At 33.7% G+C, this 22,040-nt stretch carries 15 protein-coding genes and 2 pseudogenes; 4 read left to right on the forward strand and 13 right to left on the reverse strand.

Features of this window, described 5'->3' with window-relative positions; translation table 11 throughout:
• Positions 1-15 precede the first annotated feature (15 nt).
• The 6 genes and pseudogenes from F0362_RS18410 to F0362_RS18435 all read right to left on the reverse strand — a co-directional run bounded on the left by F0362_RS18410 (position 16) and on the right by F0362_RS18435 (position 5,177).
• Positions 16-789, reverse strand: coding sequence for an alpha/beta fold hydrolase (locus F0362_RS18410; RefSeq protein ID WP_002048821.1), 774 nt, complete (start codon positions 787-789; stop codon positions 16-18).
• Between the two features lie 23 nt (positions 790-812).
• The gene (gene bshB2, locus F0362_RS18415; RefSeq protein WP_149890063.1) at positions 813-1,493 is read right to left on the reverse strand and encodes a bacillithiol biosynthesis deacetylase BshB2; all 681 of its coding nucleotides are present in this window, start codon (positions 1,491-1,493) and stop codon (positions 813-815) included.
• A 54-nt stretch (positions 1,494-1,547) separates the two neighbouring features.
• On the reverse strand, positions 1,548-1,739 hold the full coding sequence (locus F0362_RS18420) for a hypothetical protein (protein WP_000006467.1): 192 nt from the start codon (positions 1,737-1,739) through the stop codon (positions 1,548-1,550).
• A 225-nt stretch (positions 1,740-1,964) separates the two neighbouring features.
• Positions 1,965-2,078, reverse strand: a pseudogene (locus tag F0362_RS18425) (GntR family transcriptional regulator); the annotation flags it as partial.
• A 34-nt stretch (positions 2,079-2,112) separates the two neighbouring features.
• Positions 2,113-3,099: a phosphatidylinositol-specific phospholipase C gene (locus tag F0362_RS18430; protein ID WP_001060367.1), complete on the reverse strand. Its 987-nt coding sequence runs from the start codon at positions 3,097-3,099 to the stop codon at positions 2,113-2,115.
• 236 nt (positions 3,100-3,335) lie between these two features.
• Positions 3,336-5,177 carry a S8 family peptidase gene (locus F0362_RS18435; RefSeq protein ID WP_000781565.1) on the reverse strand — a complete coding sequence of 614 codons (1,842 nt, stop codon included), beginning with the start codon at positions 5,175-5,177 and terminating at the stop codon, positions 3,336-3,338.
• A gap of 295 nt (positions 5,178-5,472) precedes the next feature.
• On the opposite strand from F0362_RS18435, the gene F0362_RS18440 reads away from it, so the two are divergent.
• The 3 genes from F0362_RS18440 to F0362_RS18450 all read left to right on the forward strand — a co-directional run bounded on the left by F0362_RS18440 (position 5,473) and on the right by F0362_RS18450 (position 10,302).
• The gene (locus F0362_RS18440; RefSeq protein WP_000771182.1) at positions 5,473-6,270 is read left to right on the forward strand and encodes a cell wall hydrolase; all 798 of its coding nucleotides are present in this window, start codon (positions 5,473-5,475) and stop codon (positions 6,268-6,270) included.
• Between the two features lie 303 nt (positions 6,271-6,573).
• Complete coding sequence (locus F0362_RS18445; RefSeq protein ID WP_149889918.1) at positions 6,574-7,911, forward strand: BaiN/RdsA family NAD(P)/FAD-dependent oxidoreductase; 1,338 nt, start codon at positions 6,574-6,576, stop codon at positions 7,909-7,911.
• 471 nt (positions 7,912-8,382) lie between these two features.
• A complete protein-coding gene (locus F0362_RS18450; RefSeq protein ID WP_000791015.1) occupies positions 8,383-10,302 on the forward strand; it encodes an LTA synthase family protein in 1,920 nt (639 codons plus the stop codon).
• 113 nt (positions 10,303-10,415) lie between these two features.
• Here F0362_RS18450 and F0362_RS18455 read toward each other — a convergent pair whose 3' ends face one another.
• A complete protein-coding gene (locus tag F0362_RS18455; RefSeq protein ID WP_001217642.1) occupies positions 10,416-13,199 on the reverse strand; it encodes a dynamin family protein in 2,784 nt (927 codons plus the stop codon).
• Between the two features lie 328 nt (positions 13,200-13,527).
• A pseudogene (locus tag F0362_RS31000) lies at positions 13,528-13,668 on the reverse strand (IS6 family transposase); the annotation flags it as partial.
• A gap of 113 nt (positions 13,669-13,781) precedes the next feature.
• Between F0362_RS31000 and F0362_RS18460 the strand changes: the two are divergent.
• Positions 13,782-13,970 (forward strand): hypothetical protein, encoded by a 189-nt coding sequence (locus tag F0362_RS18460; protein ID WP_000461139.1) that lies wholly within the window; start codon positions 13,782-13,784, stop codon positions 13,968-13,970.
• Between the two features lie 278 nt (positions 13,971-14,248).
• On the opposite strand, the gene mutL is transcribed toward F0362_RS18460, so the two are convergent.
• The 5 genes from mutL to miaB form a co-directional block, all read right to left on the reverse strand.
• The gene (mutL, locus tag F0362_RS18465; RefSeq protein WP_000516451.1) at positions 14,249-16,192 is read right to left on the reverse strand and encodes a DNA mismatch repair endonuclease MutL; all 1,944 of its coding nucleotides are present in this window, start codon (positions 16,190-16,192) and stop codon (positions 14,249-14,251) included.
• Between the two features lie 8 nt (positions 16,193-16,200).
• Positions 16,201-18,873: a DNA mismatch repair protein MutS gene (gene mutS, locus F0362_RS18470; protein WP_000195987.1), complete on the reverse strand. Its 2,673-nt coding sequence runs from the start codon at positions 18,871-18,873 to the stop codon at positions 16,201-16,203.
• Positions 18,874-19,198: 325 nt separating this feature from the next.
• Positions 19,199-19,741, reverse strand: a complete 543-nt coding sequence (cotE, locus tag F0362_RS18475; RefSeq protein WP_001288802.1) for an outer spore coat protein CotE — start codon at positions 19,739-19,741, stop codon at positions 19,199-19,201.
• Positions 19,742-19,867: 126 nt separating this feature from the next.
• A complete protein-coding gene (locus tag F0362_RS18480; RefSeq protein ID WP_000870465.1) occupies positions 19,868-20,299 on the reverse strand; it encodes a YlbF/YmcA family competence regulator in 432 nt (143 codons plus the stop codon).
• Positions 20,300-20,302: 3 nt separating this feature from the next.
• Positions 20,303-21,832, reverse strand: a complete 1,530-nt coding sequence (gene miaB / locus F0362_RS18485; protein ID WP_001005380.1) for a tRNA (N6-isopentenyl adenosine(37)-C2)-methylthiotransferase MiaB — start codon at positions 21,830-21,832, stop codon at positions 20,303-20,305.
• Positions 21,833-22,040: the final 208 nt, after the last annotated feature.

The following is a 22,040-nucleotide window of genomic DNA, read 5'->3' on the forward strand; positions in this document are numbered from 1 at the left end:
ACTGTAACAATCGTATTAATTAAGCGCATGATTTAAAAATGTTTCTACCGTCATATTAAAGCTAGTTGGCTGCTCTAAATAAGGTAAATGTCCACTATTTTCAAACTCAATGAAAGTCGTATTTTTTAAATGTATTTCAAACTCTCTTACATATTTCTCAGGGACAAAATCATCATTTCCCCCTCTTATTATTAAAACAGGACATGAAACATTTGCAAGAAACGGTCTCTGATCATAATCAACTAATTCAGCAAATAATCTTTGAATATGCAATGGGTTAATAGACTGTAAAGATTGATAAAATCCCCGGACAATCCCTTCATTATCTGCTACTCCCATCGCCTTCAATAATGTATCCGCCCATGTTTTTCCGTTATCCTGTAAGCTAAGTAAATCATATACTTCAAGTCGCTCTTTACGATCCTTTAGTTCCAAATAAGGAAATGCATTTACAACAATTAAGCTAGAAACAAAGCTTGGATATTGTATAGCAAAATCAATTCCTACTCTAGCCCCTTTTGAAAGACCACAAATGACTACTTTTTGTAGCTTTAAATAATTGCATAACTCATACAAAACATTTGCGTATTCTTTAAAGTTAATTTCTAGTCCTTCAGATTTCCCATGCCCAGGTAAATCTATTGAAATCACTGTCCAATTCCCCTTGAAATATCGCCTTTGATATAACCAATTATTTGCGTTTCCTCCAAGACCGTGTAAAAACAATATGACGGGACCCGATCCTTCTATATTATAAAAAACCTTTCGATTCTTATATTCAAAATACATATTCATCACCTTCAGCTATAGCATCACTTATTTTTATCTTTGAACGGGTATATCCAAAACGGTTCTCTCTCTAACCACTCGACTGTTTCCGGAACACCATCTTCATACTCTCTTTTCAGTTCCGCTACCTTAGTCGCAAATTGTGATGCATGTGCTTGCAATGCGTCCAACTTTTTTGGAACATATTCTTTTACTCCATTTTTAAAACTTGGTGGCCCTATTTCTGCTTCATGATTATTTGAAAAAGCTACAGCATAAAATATTGGCCTCTTATTTTCCGGAATATTAGCTAACGCCCTGGCTACTGCTTCTCCTGTTGCATTATGATCTGGATGAACTGCATATCCCGGATAAAAAGAAATGACTAACGAAGGATTCAATTCTTCCACACAATTTTGTATTACACTTCTTAATTCTCCAGGAGTTTCAAATTCAAGCGTCTTATCACGATATCCCATCATACGTAAATCTTTAATCCCTAAAATATTAGTTGCGCTCTTTAGTTCTTTCTCTCTTATAGCATATAATGATTCACGTGTTGCAAAAGGAGGGTTTCCCATCGCTCTCCCCATTTCGCCAAGCGTTAAACAAACATCCGTAAGAGAAACATTCTGCTGAGCATAAGCTAAAATTGTTCCAGCCACGCAATATGATTCATCATCTGGATGCGGAAAAACAATTAAAACGTGGCGCTCATTTTTTATCAAAGTGCTACTCCTCCATCATACACAATGTAAATGTGTTCCTTTAAAAAGTTATTAAATCACTACCGCATACCACGTTACCCCAACAAGTAGAACGAAAAGAAGGATAATATAGATAGTCGATAAGTTTTTCACATTTCTCTTTGTAGACTTGCCGTAATTCTCCTCCACATTTCGTGCAACTAGTACGGTCCCAAACAGCGATACAATTACAATAATAACTACTAGTGAAATTGCAAAACTCATTGTATTTTCACCTCTCTAAGGCTAGTCTATTTTAATTAAGAACTTCAATAAAAAACTTCCTCTTTAAAGCATCAATAAAATACTACCTTTCTTCTCCTATCATAATGGATGTTTGTAAAAAACGGACCAACCACTTTTATGTTTTTTTGCTCATCCACTTCAAAATAAAAAGCAACTAATCACTTAGATCAGTCGCTTTTTCAAAAGGTTATTTGTATTCATTTTTCACTTGAAATGAATTCGATTTAAAAGTTTCGTCTTTTCATAATGAAACATTGATTGCGATAGCTCGAAAATTGTTCCATTTACAAGAAAAACTGTATTTTCAATAAGAAGCGACGTATTTCACCGCTTCTTACTATGACCATATTTACTATTTTACAAGTGACTTATTCGCTCTTATAACTTCTTGATAAAGTAATGGTGACCATTTTTCATTTATATAATCTTGTATTATCCAGCCCACTCTCGTAGGATTCTTTTGCTTCATATAATTTGCAATTTCAGGATTTATGTAGGACGCATAATAATATGGACTATTCCATGCTGTACCACCAGAAGACAAGCTTATAAAATTAATATATAGATGATTAACATCTTCACTATTGTTAATCGTTTCATTTAATGTATCTTTAATAGCGTTTACTTTCTCATCATAACTCACTTTATATTTATCTTGTACTGTGACATTTACATTTTGATTTATAGTTGAGGTAAACGTCTCATTGTCTGGCCAATAGAAATTATTATATCCCCCAGATTCATTACTACCACTATATCGTTTTAGTAATATAATTTTCCCGCGAGCATCTCCAAGCTTTATATTCCCTTCTGTTTTTAAAAAGATTGGATCACGAAAATAATTTTTCTCAAACGTACTACTAAATGAGCTTTCCGCCCCTTTCATATCCTCATACTCTTTTTTTAAAGACATAATAATCGTTTCACTTGGATTATCTTTTAAAAATTGTTTCGCTTCGTTTATAAATTCGTGCAGTGTTACATAAAGATATAATGGCCCATGATGAAGAACTATCGTATTATCATCTGTTAAACGCCCTCTTATATCAAAAATTCTAGCTCCATGATCCATTTGATAACGAAAATCATATTCTTGCGTCATTCCCCACACTTGCTTTATCGGATTTTGCAACTTGAACGTTCCACTATCATGTGTTCCTGGAATTGAAATTCGTGCTAACGGTATGTCATCATTTATAGGTTTCATCCATCTAGACCAATTTTCAAGCTCATTAATAGAGCTAGCTGCAACGGTTTTCTTATCATTGAAAGCAAATACAAAGGCGCTAAGTACCATACTACATATGAATAACTTCAAAATAAACTTCTTATTGTTCATTATTATTCCTCCCTTTTCTGTTTTACATCAGACTTATTGAATATAATATAATCTGGTGAGTAAAAAATAAATGACATTTCATAAATATGAAATATTGCATAGAAGTAACGTTTAACTAATTGGACGAATACGAGGTGGAATTCTTACTGCCGACAAATTGCGAGATAAAGTAAAAAAACATTCACGTATCCTGAATTAAAATAATCGAAAGGAACTTCATCTGAAGTTCCTTTCGATTATTTTATATTTAATACATATGAACCATCTTTATTTTCATACTTATAGACATATAAATAATATTTACCTGGCTTTGCATTATAGGTTCCTTTAACTACATTTCCCTCATTTTCACCATATGCTACATAGTTATTTACATCCGATTCATGATGAAGTACCCATGTCATTCCAATATTTTTTTCATTTAGTAGAGAGATATTAATAGTTTCTGGCGAGTCAATTTGGAAAGTAAATACATCTACGTTATCACGATTATGTAGTGTCCCTTTCATTGGTGTATGAAAGTTAATTTTATTTGCCTGTTTAGGTTCATTATTTGGTTCATTTTCTGTTACTTGTAACTCATTCCCACCGTTTAGTTCTCTTCGTTCATACCCTAAATTTACTAGGATAGACTTCAAATCCGGTAAAATACCAATCTTATCTGAATATGGATCTTTAGACTTCGTTCCAGTGTTATGGTTACTTAATATCGTTCTCAATTCACTTGGTCTATATGGTTGTCCTACATTTTCTTTAGCAATACTTTGTACTAAAGTCGCTGCTCCAGCAATAATAGGCGAAGCACTAGACGTACCACTAAAGCTGGATGTATAAAGATTTACAGCACTTCTACTTTGCTCAGCTGTAGTTGTATCTACGTTTTCTCCCCAGCCATACACATCAATACGGCTTCCATAATTCGAAAACCACATACGTTCATGAGGGAAAGATGAAGAGCCCGCTCCTACCATAATTGCACCCGAATCTTTAAAATCTTTACTATTACGATTTAAAATTTGTTTACCATTTCTATCTTTAAATTGATCTAGATCATTCCAACCATTTGCTCCAGCCTCTATAATTACAACACCCTTATCTGTACCCGCACGAATTGCATCAAAGATATCTGGTTGTACTTCAACAGGTAAATATTTATCACCATATCCATCAAAAGAAGCTTGTGCCTCTAATAATAAAACATCCCCAGCTTCTAAATGATTTACAGCACTTAATATTGCATCAGCTGTATTATACTGTCCGTTATCTCTTATTTGAGAAATCACTTTTGCTTTCGCTTTTGGTGCAATCCCAATATTCCCTACTTCATTATCTTCAGATGATACAATTCCTAGTACAGACGTCCCATGACCGACATGTTGATCTATATTTCTTCCAGACATCAATTCAATATTTCGATGTACTAAATCCTCATGATTTAATAACCAACCATATTCCATATCAACAAAGGTTACATCATTTCCATTACCGCCTTGAACGCCCCAGGCGAAGGGTGCATTAATACCGTATGGTGCTGCTTCAAGATAACCTTGTTTATTAAATCTAGGATTATTATTAGGAGTAAGAGATACACTTAATTGTTTCACTTCAGGCGGTATTATTTTTTCTTGTTTCTTCATATACACATCTTCTATTAAAGAAGATGCTTTTAACTTATCTACTAGTGTTTCTTCACGCCCATCATTTTTGGTTTGAAGAATATAGTAGTTTAATAAGCTTGTAGATACATTATTAGGTGCTTTCACTTCAAGATTTTGTATTTCTTCCGGACTTACAGATGTGAATAGACGAGTAAATGTTACATCTGGATATTCTGCCAAAAAATCTTCTAATACTTTATCGTTCGTTTCAGATTGTATCTGCTTTTCAATACCATCTTCATATGGTAATTTCAAATCTGCACTGAATTTTACAATGATTTGTTTATCTGTTTCTTGTTCTATCCCTAATTTACTCTGCTGTTCTATAGAATCAGCAGTTACAATATTAACATTGTCCCCTATTCCTAAAAATGTTGAGACGATCACAGCTGAAACACCTATTCTTTGAAACATTTTCATTACATAAATCCTCCTAACTCATAACAATTAATAATCAATATATTAATCTATAATGATTTTATTTCTATAACATATTACCTTTCTACTAAATAGATTATAGTAAGCAGCAATATGAACTTCAATGTATTTTCATATGCAATATTTCATATTTGAATCCTATATGGATGTAAATAAAAAACTTATAATGATTATTTATTTTATATGTGCTAATATATTTACATTAAAATATTTATATTTTCATATTCTGAATTACATTACGCAACAGTTATACCTTACTTTTTTAGGAGGATTTACAATGAAATTATTAAAACTAAAACATATAATTCCTTTATCTGCAGTAGCACTTACATTCGTATGTAATCAAAGTACAGCTGAAGCTTCCACCATTCATACAGTAAAAAAGAATGATACACTTTGGGGCATTAGTAAACAATATGGAGTTTCCATACAAGCCATTAAACAAGCGAATAATAAAGGAAACGATCAAGCTTTTATTGGAGAACAGTTACATATTCCAAGATCTATGAAATCAAATGCGATTACAGTTCATCAAAACGAAAAAACTACGAACACTTCTGGACAAATTATTTACCAAGTACAACCGGGAGATTCATTAGAAACGATAGCAAAGCGCTACAACGTAACCGTTCAATCTATAAAACAAATTAACAACACAATCGGTAACAAGCTTTATACAGGGCAACATTTGAAAATTAATTCCAGTATTTCCGAAATAGAAAAAGACTTAATGGCACGCTTAGTTACCGCTGAAGCTGGTGGCGAATCATATAAAGGAAAAGTAGCTGTAGCAAAAGTTATCCTAAATCGAGTAAATGCAAAAGGGTTTCCAAATACAATAACAGGCGTTATTTATGAACCTATTAAATACGGATATGCATTTACTCCTGTTACAGATGGAAGAATTAATCAGCCTGCAAGCGCTGAAGCAAAAATGGCTGTAGAAGAGGCTATCTCCACAAAGGGAATACATTCTGATTGGCTTTATTTCTACAACCCAAAAACATCAACAGACAAATGGATTACGACACGTCAAACAGTAGCAGTAATCGGTAACCATGCCTTCGCTAAATAAAACTATACTTCCCTTCTAATTTATGCACTTAACAACTTTTTCAAATGATGAACAGACCTTTTTACTGAAAAGGTCTGTTCTTTTTATATGTAGACTTTTATGAATCATACGAAAAAGTGATTATTTAAAACGATATCTCCGTTCAAATAAAAACATTTATACTTCATCCACCACTTAGAGAAATTGAAAAAGTATAAAGTTCAAAAACTTTTTCTTTATTCATAAAAGCTATTTCTTAACTTCATAAAAGTGTTATACACTAGGAAAATAGTAAACAAACTATTCGTTAGCAGGTGAAAGAATATGTATGATGTTACAATTATCGGCGCTGGAGTAAGTAGCATTTTTATGGCTTATTCATTAGCCAAAAGTAACAAAAACATTTTAATTCTTGATAAAGGTAAACAGCTAGAACATCGAAATTGTCCTTTAGATCAAGGAAAAACGTGTGACTGTAACATATGTGATAAATATTTCGGTTTTGGTGGCTTAGGAAAGTCTGAAGGAAAATTTAATTATACAAATGGATTTGGAGGAGAACTCGAACAAAAAGTAGGTAAAGAAGGTTTTATGCAACTCATGGCTGAAGTAGATGAAATTCTATGTCAGTTTGGTGGAAATTCAGTTTCAAAATATTCTACAGAAAATGTAAATCTCACTAAGAAAGCTGCAACTTGTGGTTTACAAATGTTAACAACAGAAGTAAGGCATCTTGGTACTACAATTTCCAGTACCATTTTTCAGCAACTCTATGAATTTTTACTTACGAAAATAAATATCCAATTTCATATAGATGTAGAGCATATTATGAAACAGAAAGATCATTTTAATATAACTACAAATCAAGGAACAGTTCAATCTAAGCAACTCGTATTTGCAACGGGGCGCTCTGGGGCAGATTGGTTAAAAGAAATGTGCACTTCTCTAAATATTTCTCAGGAACAAACACGTGTAGACTTAGGGATTAGAGTAGAAATGAAAGAACATCAATTACGTTCTATATTAAAAGATACTTTTGAAACGAAACTTTCTTATCAAGGTGAAAATTTCACAGCAACTACTTACTGTATGAATCCAAAAGGACGCATTATTCGAAAGTACGAAGAAGGTTTAGTTATGCCTGACGGTCAAAATTTTCGAGAGCAAGGAACTGGCACTCCTAACTTAAATTTCACTTTGTTTATCCCGCGCTATTTCCCAACTCTTAAAGACGCCAATATATATGCAAACTCAATTATTAAAGGCATTAATCAAGGACGAGATCGGATTGTTATACAGCGCTTAGAGGACTTATTAAAGAAACAACCTACAATGGAAAAAGATATGAAACATAATCGTATACAACCTACACTACACGGAGATTATGGAGATTTGCATAAAGAAATTCCTCCATTATATATTGAAGGACTCAAAGAATTTTTATTACGCTTAGAACATTTTATCCAAGAACCTATCGATAAAGATACTTTATTATATGGAATAGATGGAAAGTTCTATGCCCCTACGATAAAAATCAATAACCATTTTGAAACAAGTATGAATGGGCTATTTTTAGTTGGAGATTGTTCAGGTGTTACTCATTCATTATCTCAAGCAGCTGCAAGTGGTCTATATGTTGGAAAATATTTATCTGATATGTGAACTCTTTCATTACACTACTAGTCAAACGTTTTACGTTTCACCACCACTTTACTTAATGAAATGATTATCCTACAAAGAAGCATGATTTTACAGAATATATGAAAAACTACATTCTATGTAGAATGTAGTTTTCTACTCATTCATATAACCGTTTACTTTAAACTCACCTTTTATTCAAATTCCAACTCATTGAATGTCAATAGTTTAAAAAGCGTCTATTCCTTTTCACTTTCATTTGTTCGATATTTTGTAACATCATCATAGTGTTTAATATGTTAGGATGTCTATAAGTCACTTACACTACAAATATGACTTTTTCTGCTTCGCATTTAAATTCCCCATTGTATGTATAGGAACACTGCAAATTATTACCATTAGAAAACATCATTTAAATGGTTCACCCTACTATAATAGTTATAAAAATATAACATATAACCTTAGTTAAATAAATTTTATAAAGAAGGTGTAAAAATGAAGAATAAAATAAATTTACAAATGCAAAATATAAGCTTTGTTATCATAATTGCTTTAGCAGTATGGTTAAAAACATATCTTATTACGCGATTCAGTTTTGATTTAAAAATTGAGTCTTCTACACAAGAGCTTATTTTGTTTATTAGTCCTCTCGCTGCATCGTTAGCATTTGTTGGATTAGCATTATTTGCAACTGGTGAAAAGCGCAATTATATAGCGCTATGTATTAATTTCTTATTAACGATCGTACTTGTCGGAAATGTAATGTTCTATGATTTTTATAGTGATTTCGTTACGTTACCAGTACTCGGACAAACATCAAACTTTGGCCAATTAGGCGGTAGTATTATAGAAATATTGAACTACAAAATTATACTCGCATTCGTAGACATTATTTTCTTCTTTATTTTATTAAAAAAGAAGACATTGGTCTTTAAAACAGAACGTGTAGCACATTCTACACGCTTACTATATTTCGTCTTAACAATTGCTGTATTTTCTGCAAATCTGCATCTTGCAGAAAAAGAACGCCCTGAATTATTAACGAGATCCTTCGACCGAGTAATGCTTGTCAAAAATTTAGGACTATACACTCACCAAATATATGATTTAACGCTGCAAGCAAAAGCAGGATCACAAAAGGCACTCGCTGATAGTAGTAAATTACAAGAAACTGAAAACTACGTAAAAGCAACCCAAAGTGAACCAAATCCTAATATGTTTGGCGCAGCGAAAGGAAAAAATGTAATTGTCGTTACTCTTGAATCCTTGCAAACCTTTTTAATAGGAGCATCCGTCAATGGTCAAGAAGTTACACCTTTCTTGAATGAATTCATAAATGAAAGCTATTACTTTGATAACTTTTTCCACCAAACTGGACAAGGAAAAACATCCGATTCTGAATTTCTAATAGATACATCGTTGTATCCATTAAACCGTGGAGCTGTATTCTTCACACACGGAAACAATGATTATACTGCAACTCCAGAAATTTTACGTGAACAAGGTTATTTCACTTCTGTATTCCATGCGAATAACGCAACATTTTGGAATCGTAACATTATGTACTCAGCTCTTGGTTATGATCGTTACTATAATGAACTTGATTACAAAATCACGCCCGAAACAAATTTAAATTGGGGATTAAAAGATATAGAATACTTTGATCAATCAGTAGATATGTTAAAAACGATTGATCAACCATTTTACGCTCGTTTCCTTACTTTAACAAACCATTATCCATTTACGTATGATGAAGACACAAAATTCATTGAACCATATAACTCTGGTAATGGCGTATTTGATCGTTACATCGTAACATCACGTTACTTAGACGAATCCATTAAAAACTTTATTGAGCGTTTAAAGGCCGAAGGGCTTTATGATGATTCTATTATTGTATTATACGGTGATCATTATGGCATTTCTGAAAAACATAACCGTGCAATGGCGCAGTTTTTAGAAAAAGATCAAATAACAGAATTTGATACTTTACATTTACAACGTACACCTTTATATATTCATATCCCTGGACAAACAAAAGGTCAAACGATTTCAAAGCCTACGGGACAAATTGATGTGAAACCTACTATTCTAAATTTATTAGGGATTGATACTACGAACGATATCCGTTTTGGTCACGATATGTTTTCAGATGAATATACAGGATTTGTTGTTTTACGTGATGGTAGCTTCGTTACAGACAAATATGCATACAAAAACAACACTTTTTATGACCGGATAACAGGTGAAATTTTAGATTTACCAAAAAAAGAAGCTCAAGCACTCATTAACCGTGCACAAAATGAATTACGTATGTCTGACAAAATTATTGAAGGCGATTTATTACGTTTCTCAGAAAGTAATAAAATTAAAACTGGCGAAGTAAAAACTAAAATTAAAGAAACTGAAAAATAATCTATATATGCGAAAGGAGCAACTCATTACGGTTGCTCCCTTTTTCCCCTCTTATAACAACGGATATAAACAAAAAAACAACTCCAAAATCCACTTTTGGAGTTGTTTTACGTTTATTCTATGCTTGTTTCTAAATTTAAATCTGTATAGGCATTATACTCACCTATATTTAAGATTACTTCACATTGACGTAATCTCAATTCAAAGAGCGTTATAGAATCATGATACACTTCAGGATTTGATTTCATTTTATGTAATATCTCTTGTTTTTCTTGTATTTCTAACTGCGTATTTTCTACAGCTTGTTTCAAGGAGTTAAATGGATTTCTAAAGAACATATTAATATCCCGCTCTTGTGTATTTTCAAACAGCTCAAATTGCAAGAAAAATTTCTTCATAATAGAAGCCGTTACTTCTGTATAATCTTCATTTTCTATATACTGTTTATATTTGTTATATAGCATAGATCTATTCTTTGGAAGAACCCCAAATAATTTACCGGCACTTTTCAGTAAAAATTGCGCTGGCGTAAATCGGCGTAAAATATTTACTTCTTCCATTTGTATTCTAGTCGTCATTCTATCAGTATCTCTGCGCCAGTCATCAAGCACTTTAAAGTCACATTCTAATTGTATTCGATTTTCTCCAAATAAAGAATTAAGTCCTTCACTGAGTTCTTCTAAGTGCGATTGACTTTGAAGTAACTCATTATTAGAAGTTTCAATCCAATTTTGCATAGAACGAGCAAAGTTAGGTAATACAGTTTGTTCTAAATATTTGTGTACTCTTTCGTTCATTGCTGTATTTAGTTCCATTTCAATGTTTCCAAAATCGCTTTCTTCACTGATTAAATCAGAACAACTCTGCAGTAGCTTCGGAATATGTTCAGTAAGACCATTCGTAATTTCTGTTTTCATTGTACGATACGATTGTGTAATGATATGAATTTTTTCCCTCTCAAAAGCAGTAAGGTTATTAATACTACCATTTAATTTAACTAACATATCTTCATTCCAATTCATAGCATCCACTAGATTGTTTTCTTTCTCAACGCGTTTATCTAAAAGGTATGTAATTGTTTTTCGAATGAAAAACAATAGCTTTTCAGTACGATCTGCATCGATATTTTTATAGTTAAAATTAAAACGAATAAACTCAGTTAAATCATTTAGTTGTTGATTACTTGTATATAACGAAGAGTAAGGGAAAAGTCTCGCTTGCGGGAAATACGCGTTTATTCTCGCTTGCGTATCATGTAAAACTCTTTTTACTTCTGCTTCACTGTAAATGTTATCGATTTTATTTAATAAGAAATGAATTTGTAGATTTGGTGTATGTTCTTGAATACTTAATAGAATGTCACGTTCTTTGTCAGTAAAAGGTGAATCCGCATTCAATACGAACAATAATTCGTCTACAGAATTCAGGTATTCAAATATCTCATCTCTAGTATCGTTATTTCTATTAAAGCCAGGTGTAACTACAAATGTAAGTTTATTTTCACTTAAAAATTTGCATGGTAGTTTAAATTCAACACACGCTCTATCTCTATACGTTTGGTGGTGTAAAGACATCATATCATGGTAATCAGAGAAATTCTCAGTTGTTGTAATTGCTGAGTCTGTTATAGCGTTAATTTCTGTATGAGCATCATTTTTTAAAACCACTACATTTGAAATTGAGTTTTCTAATATATTTTCTCCTACTATAGAGTTAATAAATGCAGTTTTTCCATTTCCTGAAGTGCCCGTTACTAAAATACGATTTGTTCTTAAATCTGCAAGTTCGCTAACTAACCATCTAAATCGGTGACCCATTTCTATATCATGCTTTTGTGCCCACTGTGTAATAGATTCAAAAAGATGTAAACTATACTCTAAGCCATCCACATGATTAATAGAATACAACAGTAGGTTTTCTGCATTTTTTATATTTGCTGCATCTATTTTGGAAGGGAAAATCTCATCCCATGCCAATACAGCTGCTGATGGAAATACAGCATAAGAAGAATTGACTACCTTTAACCAATTTGTTAACAGATTTGGAATGATATCATGTAATTGTCTAAGCGTATATTGGCCTTGAATTAATTCAAAATACGTTTCTTCGTAAAGAGAAGAAATTTTGTCCCATATATCGGACGAATGTATTTCGATATGTAAGAAAAACTCATTTATTGTGTTAAGCCATAATAAGTAATTTTGTTCATTTTTATAACTGTTCCAAAGTGATGATACAATTTGTGTAAATTGCACTTGATCTACATGATTTAATGTAACTAATACTTCATGAAAATAGTCTGGTGAAATATTTTTAGTAAATCCTTTATCGATATACCCTTTTAGCACCTCAAACCAAGGATAAGATTCTGTTCGAACCAGCTCATTCACAGCAAGCTCTACTGCACTATCAAAATCTTGCTGTTCTTCATAAAAAGAACGGGCAATTTTGGTGACATTCGGATAATCGGGATTTAAAGAAACCGCCTCTTTAATTACAGCGAAAGCTGAGTCAAAATTATTTTGCTCGATGTAAAGAGAAAGTAATTGCAGTCCAATTTCAGTCATCAATATTTTGTTATCAGTAGTAATGGAAGTATAAACCTCTTCAGCAACTGATAGTCGGTTTAGTTCAAAGTAAGCATCCGCAATGTTTTTTTGTGCCCATGGTGCTAGTTCGTTGCCAACTTTCTCCCATTTGAAAATAGCTGATTCAAAATCTTGATGGTGATAATAAAATTCACCTTGTGCAAAACGAATATAAGACCCATCGGAAATTTCATGTTTTTCTTCGTTTACATAAACTTCCCCAAGTACGTCAAGAGGTGGTTTTGTTTCATTCTCCATTAGGAATGTTTCATAATACATCTTTTTTATTAATTGTTTTTCTATTCTCATCTTTTCCCCCACTATATCTTGAAAACACACTTTTAAGATATGTCAATACTTTTTTTATGTATGCTTTTTATCTTAACAAAGAATTTCTTTTGGAAAATTTCATTTTCCTTTCATTTTTCAAGTAAGATTGAATTTTTATGAGAAAAGTTTCAGTTCTTTTTCAATTCGCTTTCAGTTGTGAAACAACATTAAGTGTTCCTAATAACCTAATAACACTATAATATTCCGCATTATATTATCAGGAAAACTATATATATATTACATTATAAAAACAATCTATAACGAATATATATGCATTGTTTGTTTCACCGATAAATAAAAAAACTCACCACATAATGGTTATTAGATAGACCAATATGCTACGTCCTTTCAGAATTTCAAACACACCACGATAACTTAAACAACAATAATAGTGAACGGCTATCATTACAATACCTCTCTCAAATTGTTTTCCTTTAAAATATTTCAGTAGTTATGTAATTAAATTGTTCTAACCTATATAAATAACTAGTCCAAAAAAACTCTATATGCATATCATGTTATAGTAAAGAATTCAGGAAATCCTAAAAAGGAGGCATTTTCATGTTTGAAGATAAATCTAAAATAAATTACCCATATGAATTTACTGAAACTACAACAGTCCCTCTAAAGAACCCCATTGATAAAAAATTCAAGAACGGCACAGGTACACATAACTTCCCAATTAAAAAGCATTATAAAGAGCAGGTTTTATATACTGAAAAAATTAATAATAATAATAAAAACAAATAATCCTATAAATCCTTATAACAATTAACCAAATAAGAATCAATATTTGGCCATGCATAGTTATATGTTTAATAATGTAGAAATCTTTATTATACAATTTACGTACCTTTAAAAAGTGCTGATATACGGCGCTTTTTTATACATAGATAAATTAAAGCTTACTTAGTCTAGAAATAAACTGTAAAATCAATCCACCTTATTTTCGTTTAACAATTAACTCTACATATTAAAAGGGAGCAACATTTACTGTTGCTCCCTTTTAATATCTAATTTTAGTATCCCTACATAACCCTCTTAAACATCTTCTCCAACTCATAAGTAGAATGATGTACAAGAATCGGTCTCCCGTGCGGGCATGTGTATGGATTTGTTGTTGTACGAAGTTCTTCAAGTAAAGCAAATATTTGATCGTTCGTTAAATATTGATTTGCCTTGATAGATGCTTTACAGCTCATCATAATGGCTGCTTCTTCACGCAACTTTTTAATATCAACTTTTTTTAGTTTGACAACTTGCTCCATCATCTCATCAATGATTTCTGTTTCTTGTCCTTTCGGGAACCACGTTGGATGCGAGCGAACAATAAAAGATTGATGGCCGAATTGTTCCAAAAATAGGCCGACTTTTTTAAGTTCTTCTAGTTGCTCTTCGACACGTAAAAATTCAGTAAGAGATAGGTCAATACGGTACGGTACAAGTAGTTCTTGTACTTCTTGCGCTACTCGTCCTACTTTATCACGGAAGTACTCATAATTAATACGTTCCTGTGCGGCATGTTGATCAATCATATATAACCCATTATCATTTTGAGCGAAAATATATGTTCCGTGCATTTGTCCAATTGGATAAAGCGGTGGTAAATCGTTACCGTTCATTTCAATCTCTTTTATTTCCCCGACCTCTTCTTCCAATTCCTCTAATTCAAAGTCGTCATCGTTACTGTTCCACGATTTCTCTTCTCGAATCGGTTCTTCGATTATCGGTTTAGAGGATGGCTGCCAACTTTGCTCTTCTCTTACGAGCGACTGTGGTGGTTGCCATTCTCGCTTCGCCGGTTGCCAAAGCTGCGCTGGTTGTTTCACAGTTGTTCGTTCTTCTTGTTTTTCATCCATGTCAGTCGGTAAAACGATGTTTGGCATCTGTGGTTCTTTCGGCTTTGTATGCTCAAACTGGAACTGTTCTTGCACACTTTCGTCTTTTTCTTTTTTCTTCGTTGTTACGCCTGCATCTGGAATGAGCTGTATTTTTTTAAATGCTGCTTGCAATGTTTCTTCGATAAGCTTTAGCAATTCTTGTTCTTTACTAAATCGAACTTCTAATTTTGCTGGATGTACGTTAACATCAACAAGCATTGGGTCCATTTCAATCGATAAGAAGCCGATTGGATATCGTCCAACTGGCAGTAATGTATGGTATCCTTGCTGAACTGCTTTCATTAATACGAAATTTCGCACGTAACGGCCATTTACGATCGTTGACATATAGTTACGAGACGCTCGCGTTACTTCTGGTAATGTTACATACCCTTTAATTGTGAAATCTAAAGATTCAGCTTCAATTGGAATAAGCTTCTTGGCAACTTGAATGCTATAAATTGATGCAAGTACTTGCCTTACATCACCATTTCCGGATGTATGAAGCAATTTCTTTTCATTATGAAACAGTTTTAACGATACTTCTGGATGTGACATTGCAATACGATACACGATATCTGTAATATTCCCAAGCTCTGTATGAATTGTTTTCATATATTTAAGACGCGCTGGTGTATTAAAGAATAAGTTTTGTACTGTAATATCCGTTCCTTTTCGGCTCGCTGTTTTTTCTTGTTTTATAATGTCTCCACCTTTAATGATAAGGTGGGTACCCGGCGCATCACCTGTGCTAGTGATTAATTCCAATTCACTAACTGAGGCAATACTTGGCAATGCCTCACCGCGGAATCCGAGCGTTCTTATACGGAACAGATCGTTTTCATCTTTAATTTTGCTCGTTGCGTGGCGTTCAAATGCAACGATACAATCTTCTTCGGCAATGCCATCTCCATTATCAATGATGCGAATTTTTGATAAACCAGCTTCTTCTAAGTGGATTTCAATAGATGTACTATTCGCATCGATAGAATTTTCCACAAGTTCTTTTACGACTGAGGCAGGGCGCTCTACTACTTCCCCTGCCGCAATTAAGTTAGAGAGTTGATCATCGAGTTTGCGAATTTTCCCCATCTACTTACTCATCCTTTCTTTAACTTTTTCTGTAAGCGATACAGTTCGTTCATCGCTTCTAAAGGCGTCATATCTAGTAAATCAATTTTTTTAATTTGTGCAAGTACTGCGCTTTCTTTTTGATCAAGCACAGGCTTGTCTTGTTTTTTTGAAGATTGGTCTCCTCCAAAGAAAGATAGTTGTGACTCTTCTTCAGTCTCTTCTTTCTTTTCTTGTATTTCTGCCGGTTCTTCTTTTACAACTACAGGTTCTGGAACAACTTCTTGCACCTTTACTTCTACACGCTTTGGAATAATAATTTCTTCTTGTCCTTCTAGTTGCGCTAACACTTCTTTTGCACGAGCGATTAAGCTATCTGGAAGCTCAGCAAGTTGCGCAACGTGAATTCCGTAACTTTTATCGGCTGCTCCATCTTGAATTTTATGAAGGAAGACTACTTTTCCATTCTCTTCAATAGCTGAAACATGTACATTTTTCAGTTGATCTAAACTTTCTTCTAGCACCGTTAATTCATGATAATGCGTAGAGAATAATGTTTTTGCACCAATTTGGTCATGAATATGTTCAATGATTGCTTGTGCAAGCGCCATACCATCATACGTTGATGTACCGCGTCCAATTTCATCAAATAAAATTAAACTTCTTTCTGACGCATTTGCAATCGCATTTTTCGCTTCTAACATTTCAACCATAAATGTACTTTGACCTGAAATTAAATCATCCGCTGCACCAATTCTCGTAAAGATTTGATCGAATACAGGTAATACCGCTTCTGTCGCTGGTACGAAACAACCAATTTGTGACATAACAGTAACAAGTGCTAATTGTCTCATATACGTACTTTTACCAGACATGTTCGGTCCTGTAATTAAAAAGACATCCATCTTCTCTGGCATAATACAATCATTTGGTACATACAATTTCCCGTTCAATACTTTTTCAACGACAGGATGGCGACCATCTTTAATAAAGATTTCACGCTTCGTTGTTAGCACGGGTTTTACAAACTGCTCTTCTTCACTTACAGTCGCAAAGCTTTGTAGTACATCTAATTCACTAATTACTTTCGCTAAATGTTGTAATTTCGGAATGAATACTTTTACTTCTTCACGAAGTGCTGTAAATAAATCATATTCCAGTTGTACAATTTTCTCTTCTGCTTCTAAAATTAACGTTTCTTTTTCTTTCAGTTCATCTGTAATGAAACGCTCAGCATTAGCAAGCGTCTGTTTTCGCTCATAGCGCCCTTCTGGAAGCGCTGCAAGATTCGCCTTCGTCACTTCAATGTAGTAGCCGAAAATACGGTTGTATCCAATTTTTAATGATTTAACCCCTGTAATATCACGCTCTCGTTTTTCAAGCTCCGCGATCCACGTTTTCCCATTTTTGCTCACGTAACGATATTGATCAAGCTTGTCATTATAACCGTCTTTAATAATATCCCCATCTTTAATAGAAAGTGGTGGGTTTTCCTGAATACTTCTTCCTAGTAATTCAGTTAAGCTCTCACATGGATCCGCACCTTGAATTAACCTTGCTGCATAAGCATTATCTAAAAGACTAATCGCTTCTAAAATAGCTGGTACTTGAAGTAAAGAACGTCTTAACTGTAATAAGTCCCGTGCATTTACATTACCAAATGCAACTTTCCCTGCTAAACGCTCTAAATCATATACTTCTTTTAGCTTTTCTTTTAAATCTTCACGTAAGAAGTAATCATTTACAAATGTTTCTACCATTTCTAAACGTTCTTCCACTTTCTCTTTCTGAATAAGCGGACGTTCCATCCACTGTTTTAACATACGGCCACCCATAGCTGTTTTCGTTTTATCTAATAGCCATAATAGTGAGCCTGTTTTTTCTTTCGTACGAAGAGTCTCAGTTAACTCTAAATTACGTTTTGAGTGCACATCAATTTTCATAAATTGATTTGTATAATAAATTTCTACTGGTTGCAAATGATCTAATGAACGTTTTTGTGTTCTTATCACATAGTTAAATAAGCGTCCAATCGCTTTAAGTAACTTTGCTTGTGAAACATTTTTCACAAGATGTTCTAACCCTTCCGGAATCGTTGTTGCATCTTCATACGAAATCGTCATTTTTAATGTTTCAGTCAATTTATTTAATTCATCTTTTGAAAATGTAGAATCTACAACAATTTCTTTCGAACCAGTTGCATACACCTCTAATAAAATATCTTCTACTGAACCTGTTAACAACGTCACTGTATTTTGTCCAGTCGTTAAGTCATTACAAGCTAGCGCATAAGATCCATCTTCGAAATGTGTTAATGCTGCTAAAAAGTTATTCTCTTTCTCGTCTATTGTACGCCCTTCCATCATCGTTCCTGGCGTAATTAGTTGTACTACTTCACGACGTACTACACCTTTAGCTGTTTTTGGATCTTCCACTTGCTCACAAACAGCTACTTTATATCCTTTTTCAACAAGTTGTTCAATATAATTTTTAGCTGCATGATGCGGTACACCGCACATCGGTATACGATCACTACTACCACCATCTCGGCTCGTTAATGTAATTTCAAGTTCATGAGCTGCTTTAACCGCATCTTCAAAGAACATTTCATAAAAATCACCTAATCGGAAAAATAAAAAGGCATCTTCATAGTCTGCCTTAACCTTTAAGTATTGCTGTATCATAGGCGTATATTGCGTCATGTCTTTCCTCCATAATTTTTACATAATAATCTATATTCATCCCGCATTAACGGGCAGTAAGATTCCCACCTCAAAAATCGGCTGGAACAAAGAAGTTAGGTGGGAGATCAACTGCCCGTAAAAGCCCGATTGGTTCAACTAATAATCAGTGGGGATGCCCCCACTGATTATTAGTTGAACTTTATATATGTCACACTTCACGGACATCCATCTCTCCTATTTCAGGAGTCTTTCTTCATTATAACATATTTCATAAAGATTCATGTTCATTCAGCACCACTTATGTAAAGTAAAAAGCTAGGAAGAACTTCTCCCTAGCTTTCTATTACTCTTCTTCTGCGTCAACGATAAAGTTCGGATCTAATTCTTCAAACTCATCATCATCGACTTGGAAATCCTCATCTGATTCTACACAACCTTCAGGATTTACACTTACACAAATTTTTGTTTCCCCAACTACTTCTGTTACAAATTCACGTTCTACAGTTACAACAATTTTATTCCCATTTGGCGATACAAGAGCTTCTAAACAATTTGGCGGTTGAATGACACGAGCAATAATTTCTAAATCGTCACCAGAGAAGTTCTTATCACGATAACCAATGCTTACTTCGTCAGTGTAGTTCACACGTTCTGTTACAACTTCAGTCTTTGTATTGCCATCAAACGAATACCAAGTGTTCACATCATAGAAACCTTCAATTTCTACATGTTTTCCATTCTTTCTCGCTTCGTACGAGTGGTTAATTACCCAGCACCCTAAAATACTTGTTGGCTCATTATTCGATTCACATGTATGCGTTGACTTTGTATACTTACGTCCTTTTCCAACCACTGCTTTTGTAATAATCTCTCTAAATTCGGACATTCGTAACCCTCCTCAATCACTATTCACTTAATCATATGCGTGACAATAGCGGAATGTGTCATTCTTTTTTTGAGAAGAACTTACGTTTAATCCACTAAAAAAAAGAGATGTCAATATGACATCTCTTTAACAACCACAATTTCCTTTTTTACTTTCTACCGCCGCACCAGTTTCACCCTTAAGTACATCGCCGCCAGTTGAAACTAATATTTCATCTGTAACATTATTAGAAATGGTACTCGCAACTAACTGTAGTAAGTCATTTACATATGTTTGTGAAGATTTAAACTCCTGCACAACTGGAATATTGTCTAACTTATCTTGAAGTGCGTCAATTTCAGCTTCTACTTTTTTCAAAGCTTCCCACTTCCCGTAATGTTGCAAGTTAACTGCTTGTTTTTGCAATGCTTTAATTTCATCAATTGCGTGCTTTACATTTTCATTTTTATGAATTTGCGCCTCTGCTTTCTTAAAAAAATCAACTTCTTCTGTTTCAGAAATCATTTTCGCTAATTCTTTCGCTTGCTCTACAATTTCGTCTTTCGTATATACTTTCATCTATTATTTCACCTCAATCGGTTCCTCAACTAATTCCCCGTTAAGAGACCAAGTTTTTGCTTCCGTTATTTTTACTTTCACAAGCTGACCAATTAAAGATTTTGAAGCGACGAAGTTTACAAGTTTATTCGTACGAGTATAACCTGCAAGTACTTCCGGATTATTTTTACTTTCCCCATCAACTAACACTTCTACAACTTGACCTTTATAACGATTATTCTTTTCAACTGCCAACCCATTTACGAGTGTGTTTAATCGTTGTAATCGTTCTTTCTTTACTTCCATAGGCACATTATCTTTCATTTTTGCAGCTGGTGTACCTTCTCGCGGGGAATAAATAAATGTAAATGCAGTATCAAATCCTACTTCACGATATAACGACATCGTTTCTTCAAATTGCTCATCTGTTTCATTTGGGAAACCGACGATAATATCAGTTGTTAATACTGCGCTTGGAATTGTTTCTTTAATTTTTCTTACAAGTTCTAAATAATGTTCACGTGAATATTTACGTGCCATAATTTTCAACATATCTGTGCTTCCAGATTGAACTGGTAAGTGAATATGTTCCACTAGATTTCCACCTTTTCCAAGCACTTCAATTAAGTGGTCATCGAAATCACGTGGATGACTCGTTGTAAAACGAATACGGGCAATATCAACTTTACGAAGTTCGTCCATTAAATCGCCAAGACCGTATTCTAAATCTTCAAAGTCTTTACCATATGCATTTACGTTCTGTCCAAGTAGCGTAATTTCTTTATAACCATTCGCAGCTAAATGACGAATCTCTTGAATAATATCTTCTGGACGCCTGCTTCGCTCTTTTCCGCGTGTATACGGTACAATACAATATGTACAGAATTTATCACAGCCATACATAATATTTACCCAAGCTTTAATATCGCCACGACGTACTTTCGGAAGGTTTTCAATTACGTCTCCTTCTTTTGACCAAACTTCAACTACCGTCTCCTTCGAGAACATTGCATCTTTTAGAATGTACGGTAATCTATGAATATTATGCGTGCCAAATACCATATCTACATGCTGATTTTTTTGCATGATTTTATTTACAACAGATTCCTCTTGAGACATACAACCACATACACCAATTAAAAGGTCCGGATTTCTACGTTTTAATGATTTTAAATGACCAAGTTCACCAAACACTTTATTTTCAGCGTTTTCACGAATTGCACAAGTGTTTAATAAAACTACATCTGCATCTTCAGTTGAAAATGTCGGTTCATATCCAAGTGTTGTGAAAATACCTGCCATTACTTCCGTATCATGCTCATTCATTTGACACCCATATGTACGAATATAAAACTTTCTTCCTGCACCAAAATTACGAAACTCTTCAGGTAAGCCAAAATCCCGTTCAATTTTAACTTCTTCTTTTCCACGCTTTTTGGCATCTTTTAAGGAAGGTGGTTGATATACGCTTTCAAAGTATTTGCTATAATCTTTCTCTTCTTTTTTCGTAGAGGAATTTGCTTGTTGACTTGCTAATCGTTGTTGCTCGTTCATCGGTAATCTCCTTTCACCCTTAACTATACACACTCTGTAGTCTATTTTAATGCGCTTAGACCCACCTTAAAAATGGTTAGATAGCTTGATTGAGAGATAACTTGTCCTTTGAAACTTGAGTAATCGATCTAATCATCCGTAAGAATGAAGTCTTCCCCACACAAATAGACATTCCCTTTTTATTATTTCATCTTGTACTACCCAAAAG

The organism is Bacillus sp. BS98 (assembly GCF_008432245.1).
GTDB classification, from domain to species: Bacteria; Bacillota; Bacilli; order Bacillales; family Bacillaceae_G; genus Bacillus_A; species Bacillus_A toyonensis.

What these genes read in the sequence shown, in the direction of transcription:
- F0362_RS18410 (WP_002048821.1), bottom strand. Translation starts at nt 789, where the DNA reads ATGTATTTTGAATATAAGAATCGAAAGGTTTTTTATAATATAGAAGGA.
- F0362_RS18420 (WP_000006467.1), bottom strand. Translation starts at nt 1,739, where the DNA reads ATGAGTTTTGCAATTTCACTAGTAGTTATTATTGTAATTGTATCGCTG.
- F0362_RS18430 (WP_001060367.1), bottom strand. Translation starts at nt 3,099, where the DNA reads ATGAACAATAAGAAGTTTATTTTGAAGTTATTCATATGTAGTATGGTA.
- F0362_RS18435 (WP_000781565.1), bottom strand. Translation starts at nt 5,177, where the DNA reads ATGAAAATGTTTCAAAGAATAGGTGTTTCAGCTGTGATCGTCTCAACA.
- F0362_RS18440 (WP_000771182.1), top strand. Translation starts at nt 5,473, where the DNA reads ATGAAATTATTAAAACTAAAACATATAATTCCTTTATCTGCAGTAGCA.
- F0362_RS18445 (WP_149889918.1), top strand. Translation starts at nt 6,574, where the DNA reads ATGTATGATGTTACAATTATCGGCGCTGGAGTAAGTAGCATTTTTATG.
- F0362_RS18450 (WP_000791015.1), top strand. Translation starts at nt 8,383, where the DNA reads ATGAAGAATAAAATAAATTTACAAATGCAAAATATAAGCTTTGTTATC.
- F0362_RS18455 (WP_001217642.1), bottom strand. Translation starts at nt 13,199, where the DNA reads ATGAGAATAGAAAAACAATTAATAAAAAAGATGTATTATGAAACATTC.
- F0362_RS18460 (WP_000461139.1), top strand. Translation starts at nt 13,782, where the DNA reads ATGTTTGAAGATAAATCTAAAATAAATTACCCATATGAATTTACTGAA.
- mutL (WP_000516451.1), bottom strand. Translation starts at nt 16,192, where the DNA reads ATGGGGAAAATTCGCAAACTCGATGATCAACTCTCTAACTTAATTGCG.
- mutS (WP_000195987.1), bottom strand. Translation starts at nt 18,873, where the DNA reads ATGACGCAATATACGCCTATGATACAGCAATACTTAAAGGTTAAGGCA.
- cotE (WP_001288802.1), bottom strand. Translation starts at nt 19,741, where the DNA reads ATGTCCGAATTTAGAGAGATTATTACAAAAGCAGTGGTTGGAAAAGGA.
- F0362_RS18480 (WP_000870465.1), bottom strand. Translation starts at nt 20,299, where the DNA reads ATGAAAGTATATACGAAAGACGAAATTGTAGAGCAAGCGAAAGAATTA.
- miaB (WP_001005380.1), bottom strand. Translation starts at nt 21,832, where the DNA reads ATGAACGAGCAACAACGATTAGCAAGTCAACAAGCAAATTCCTCTACG.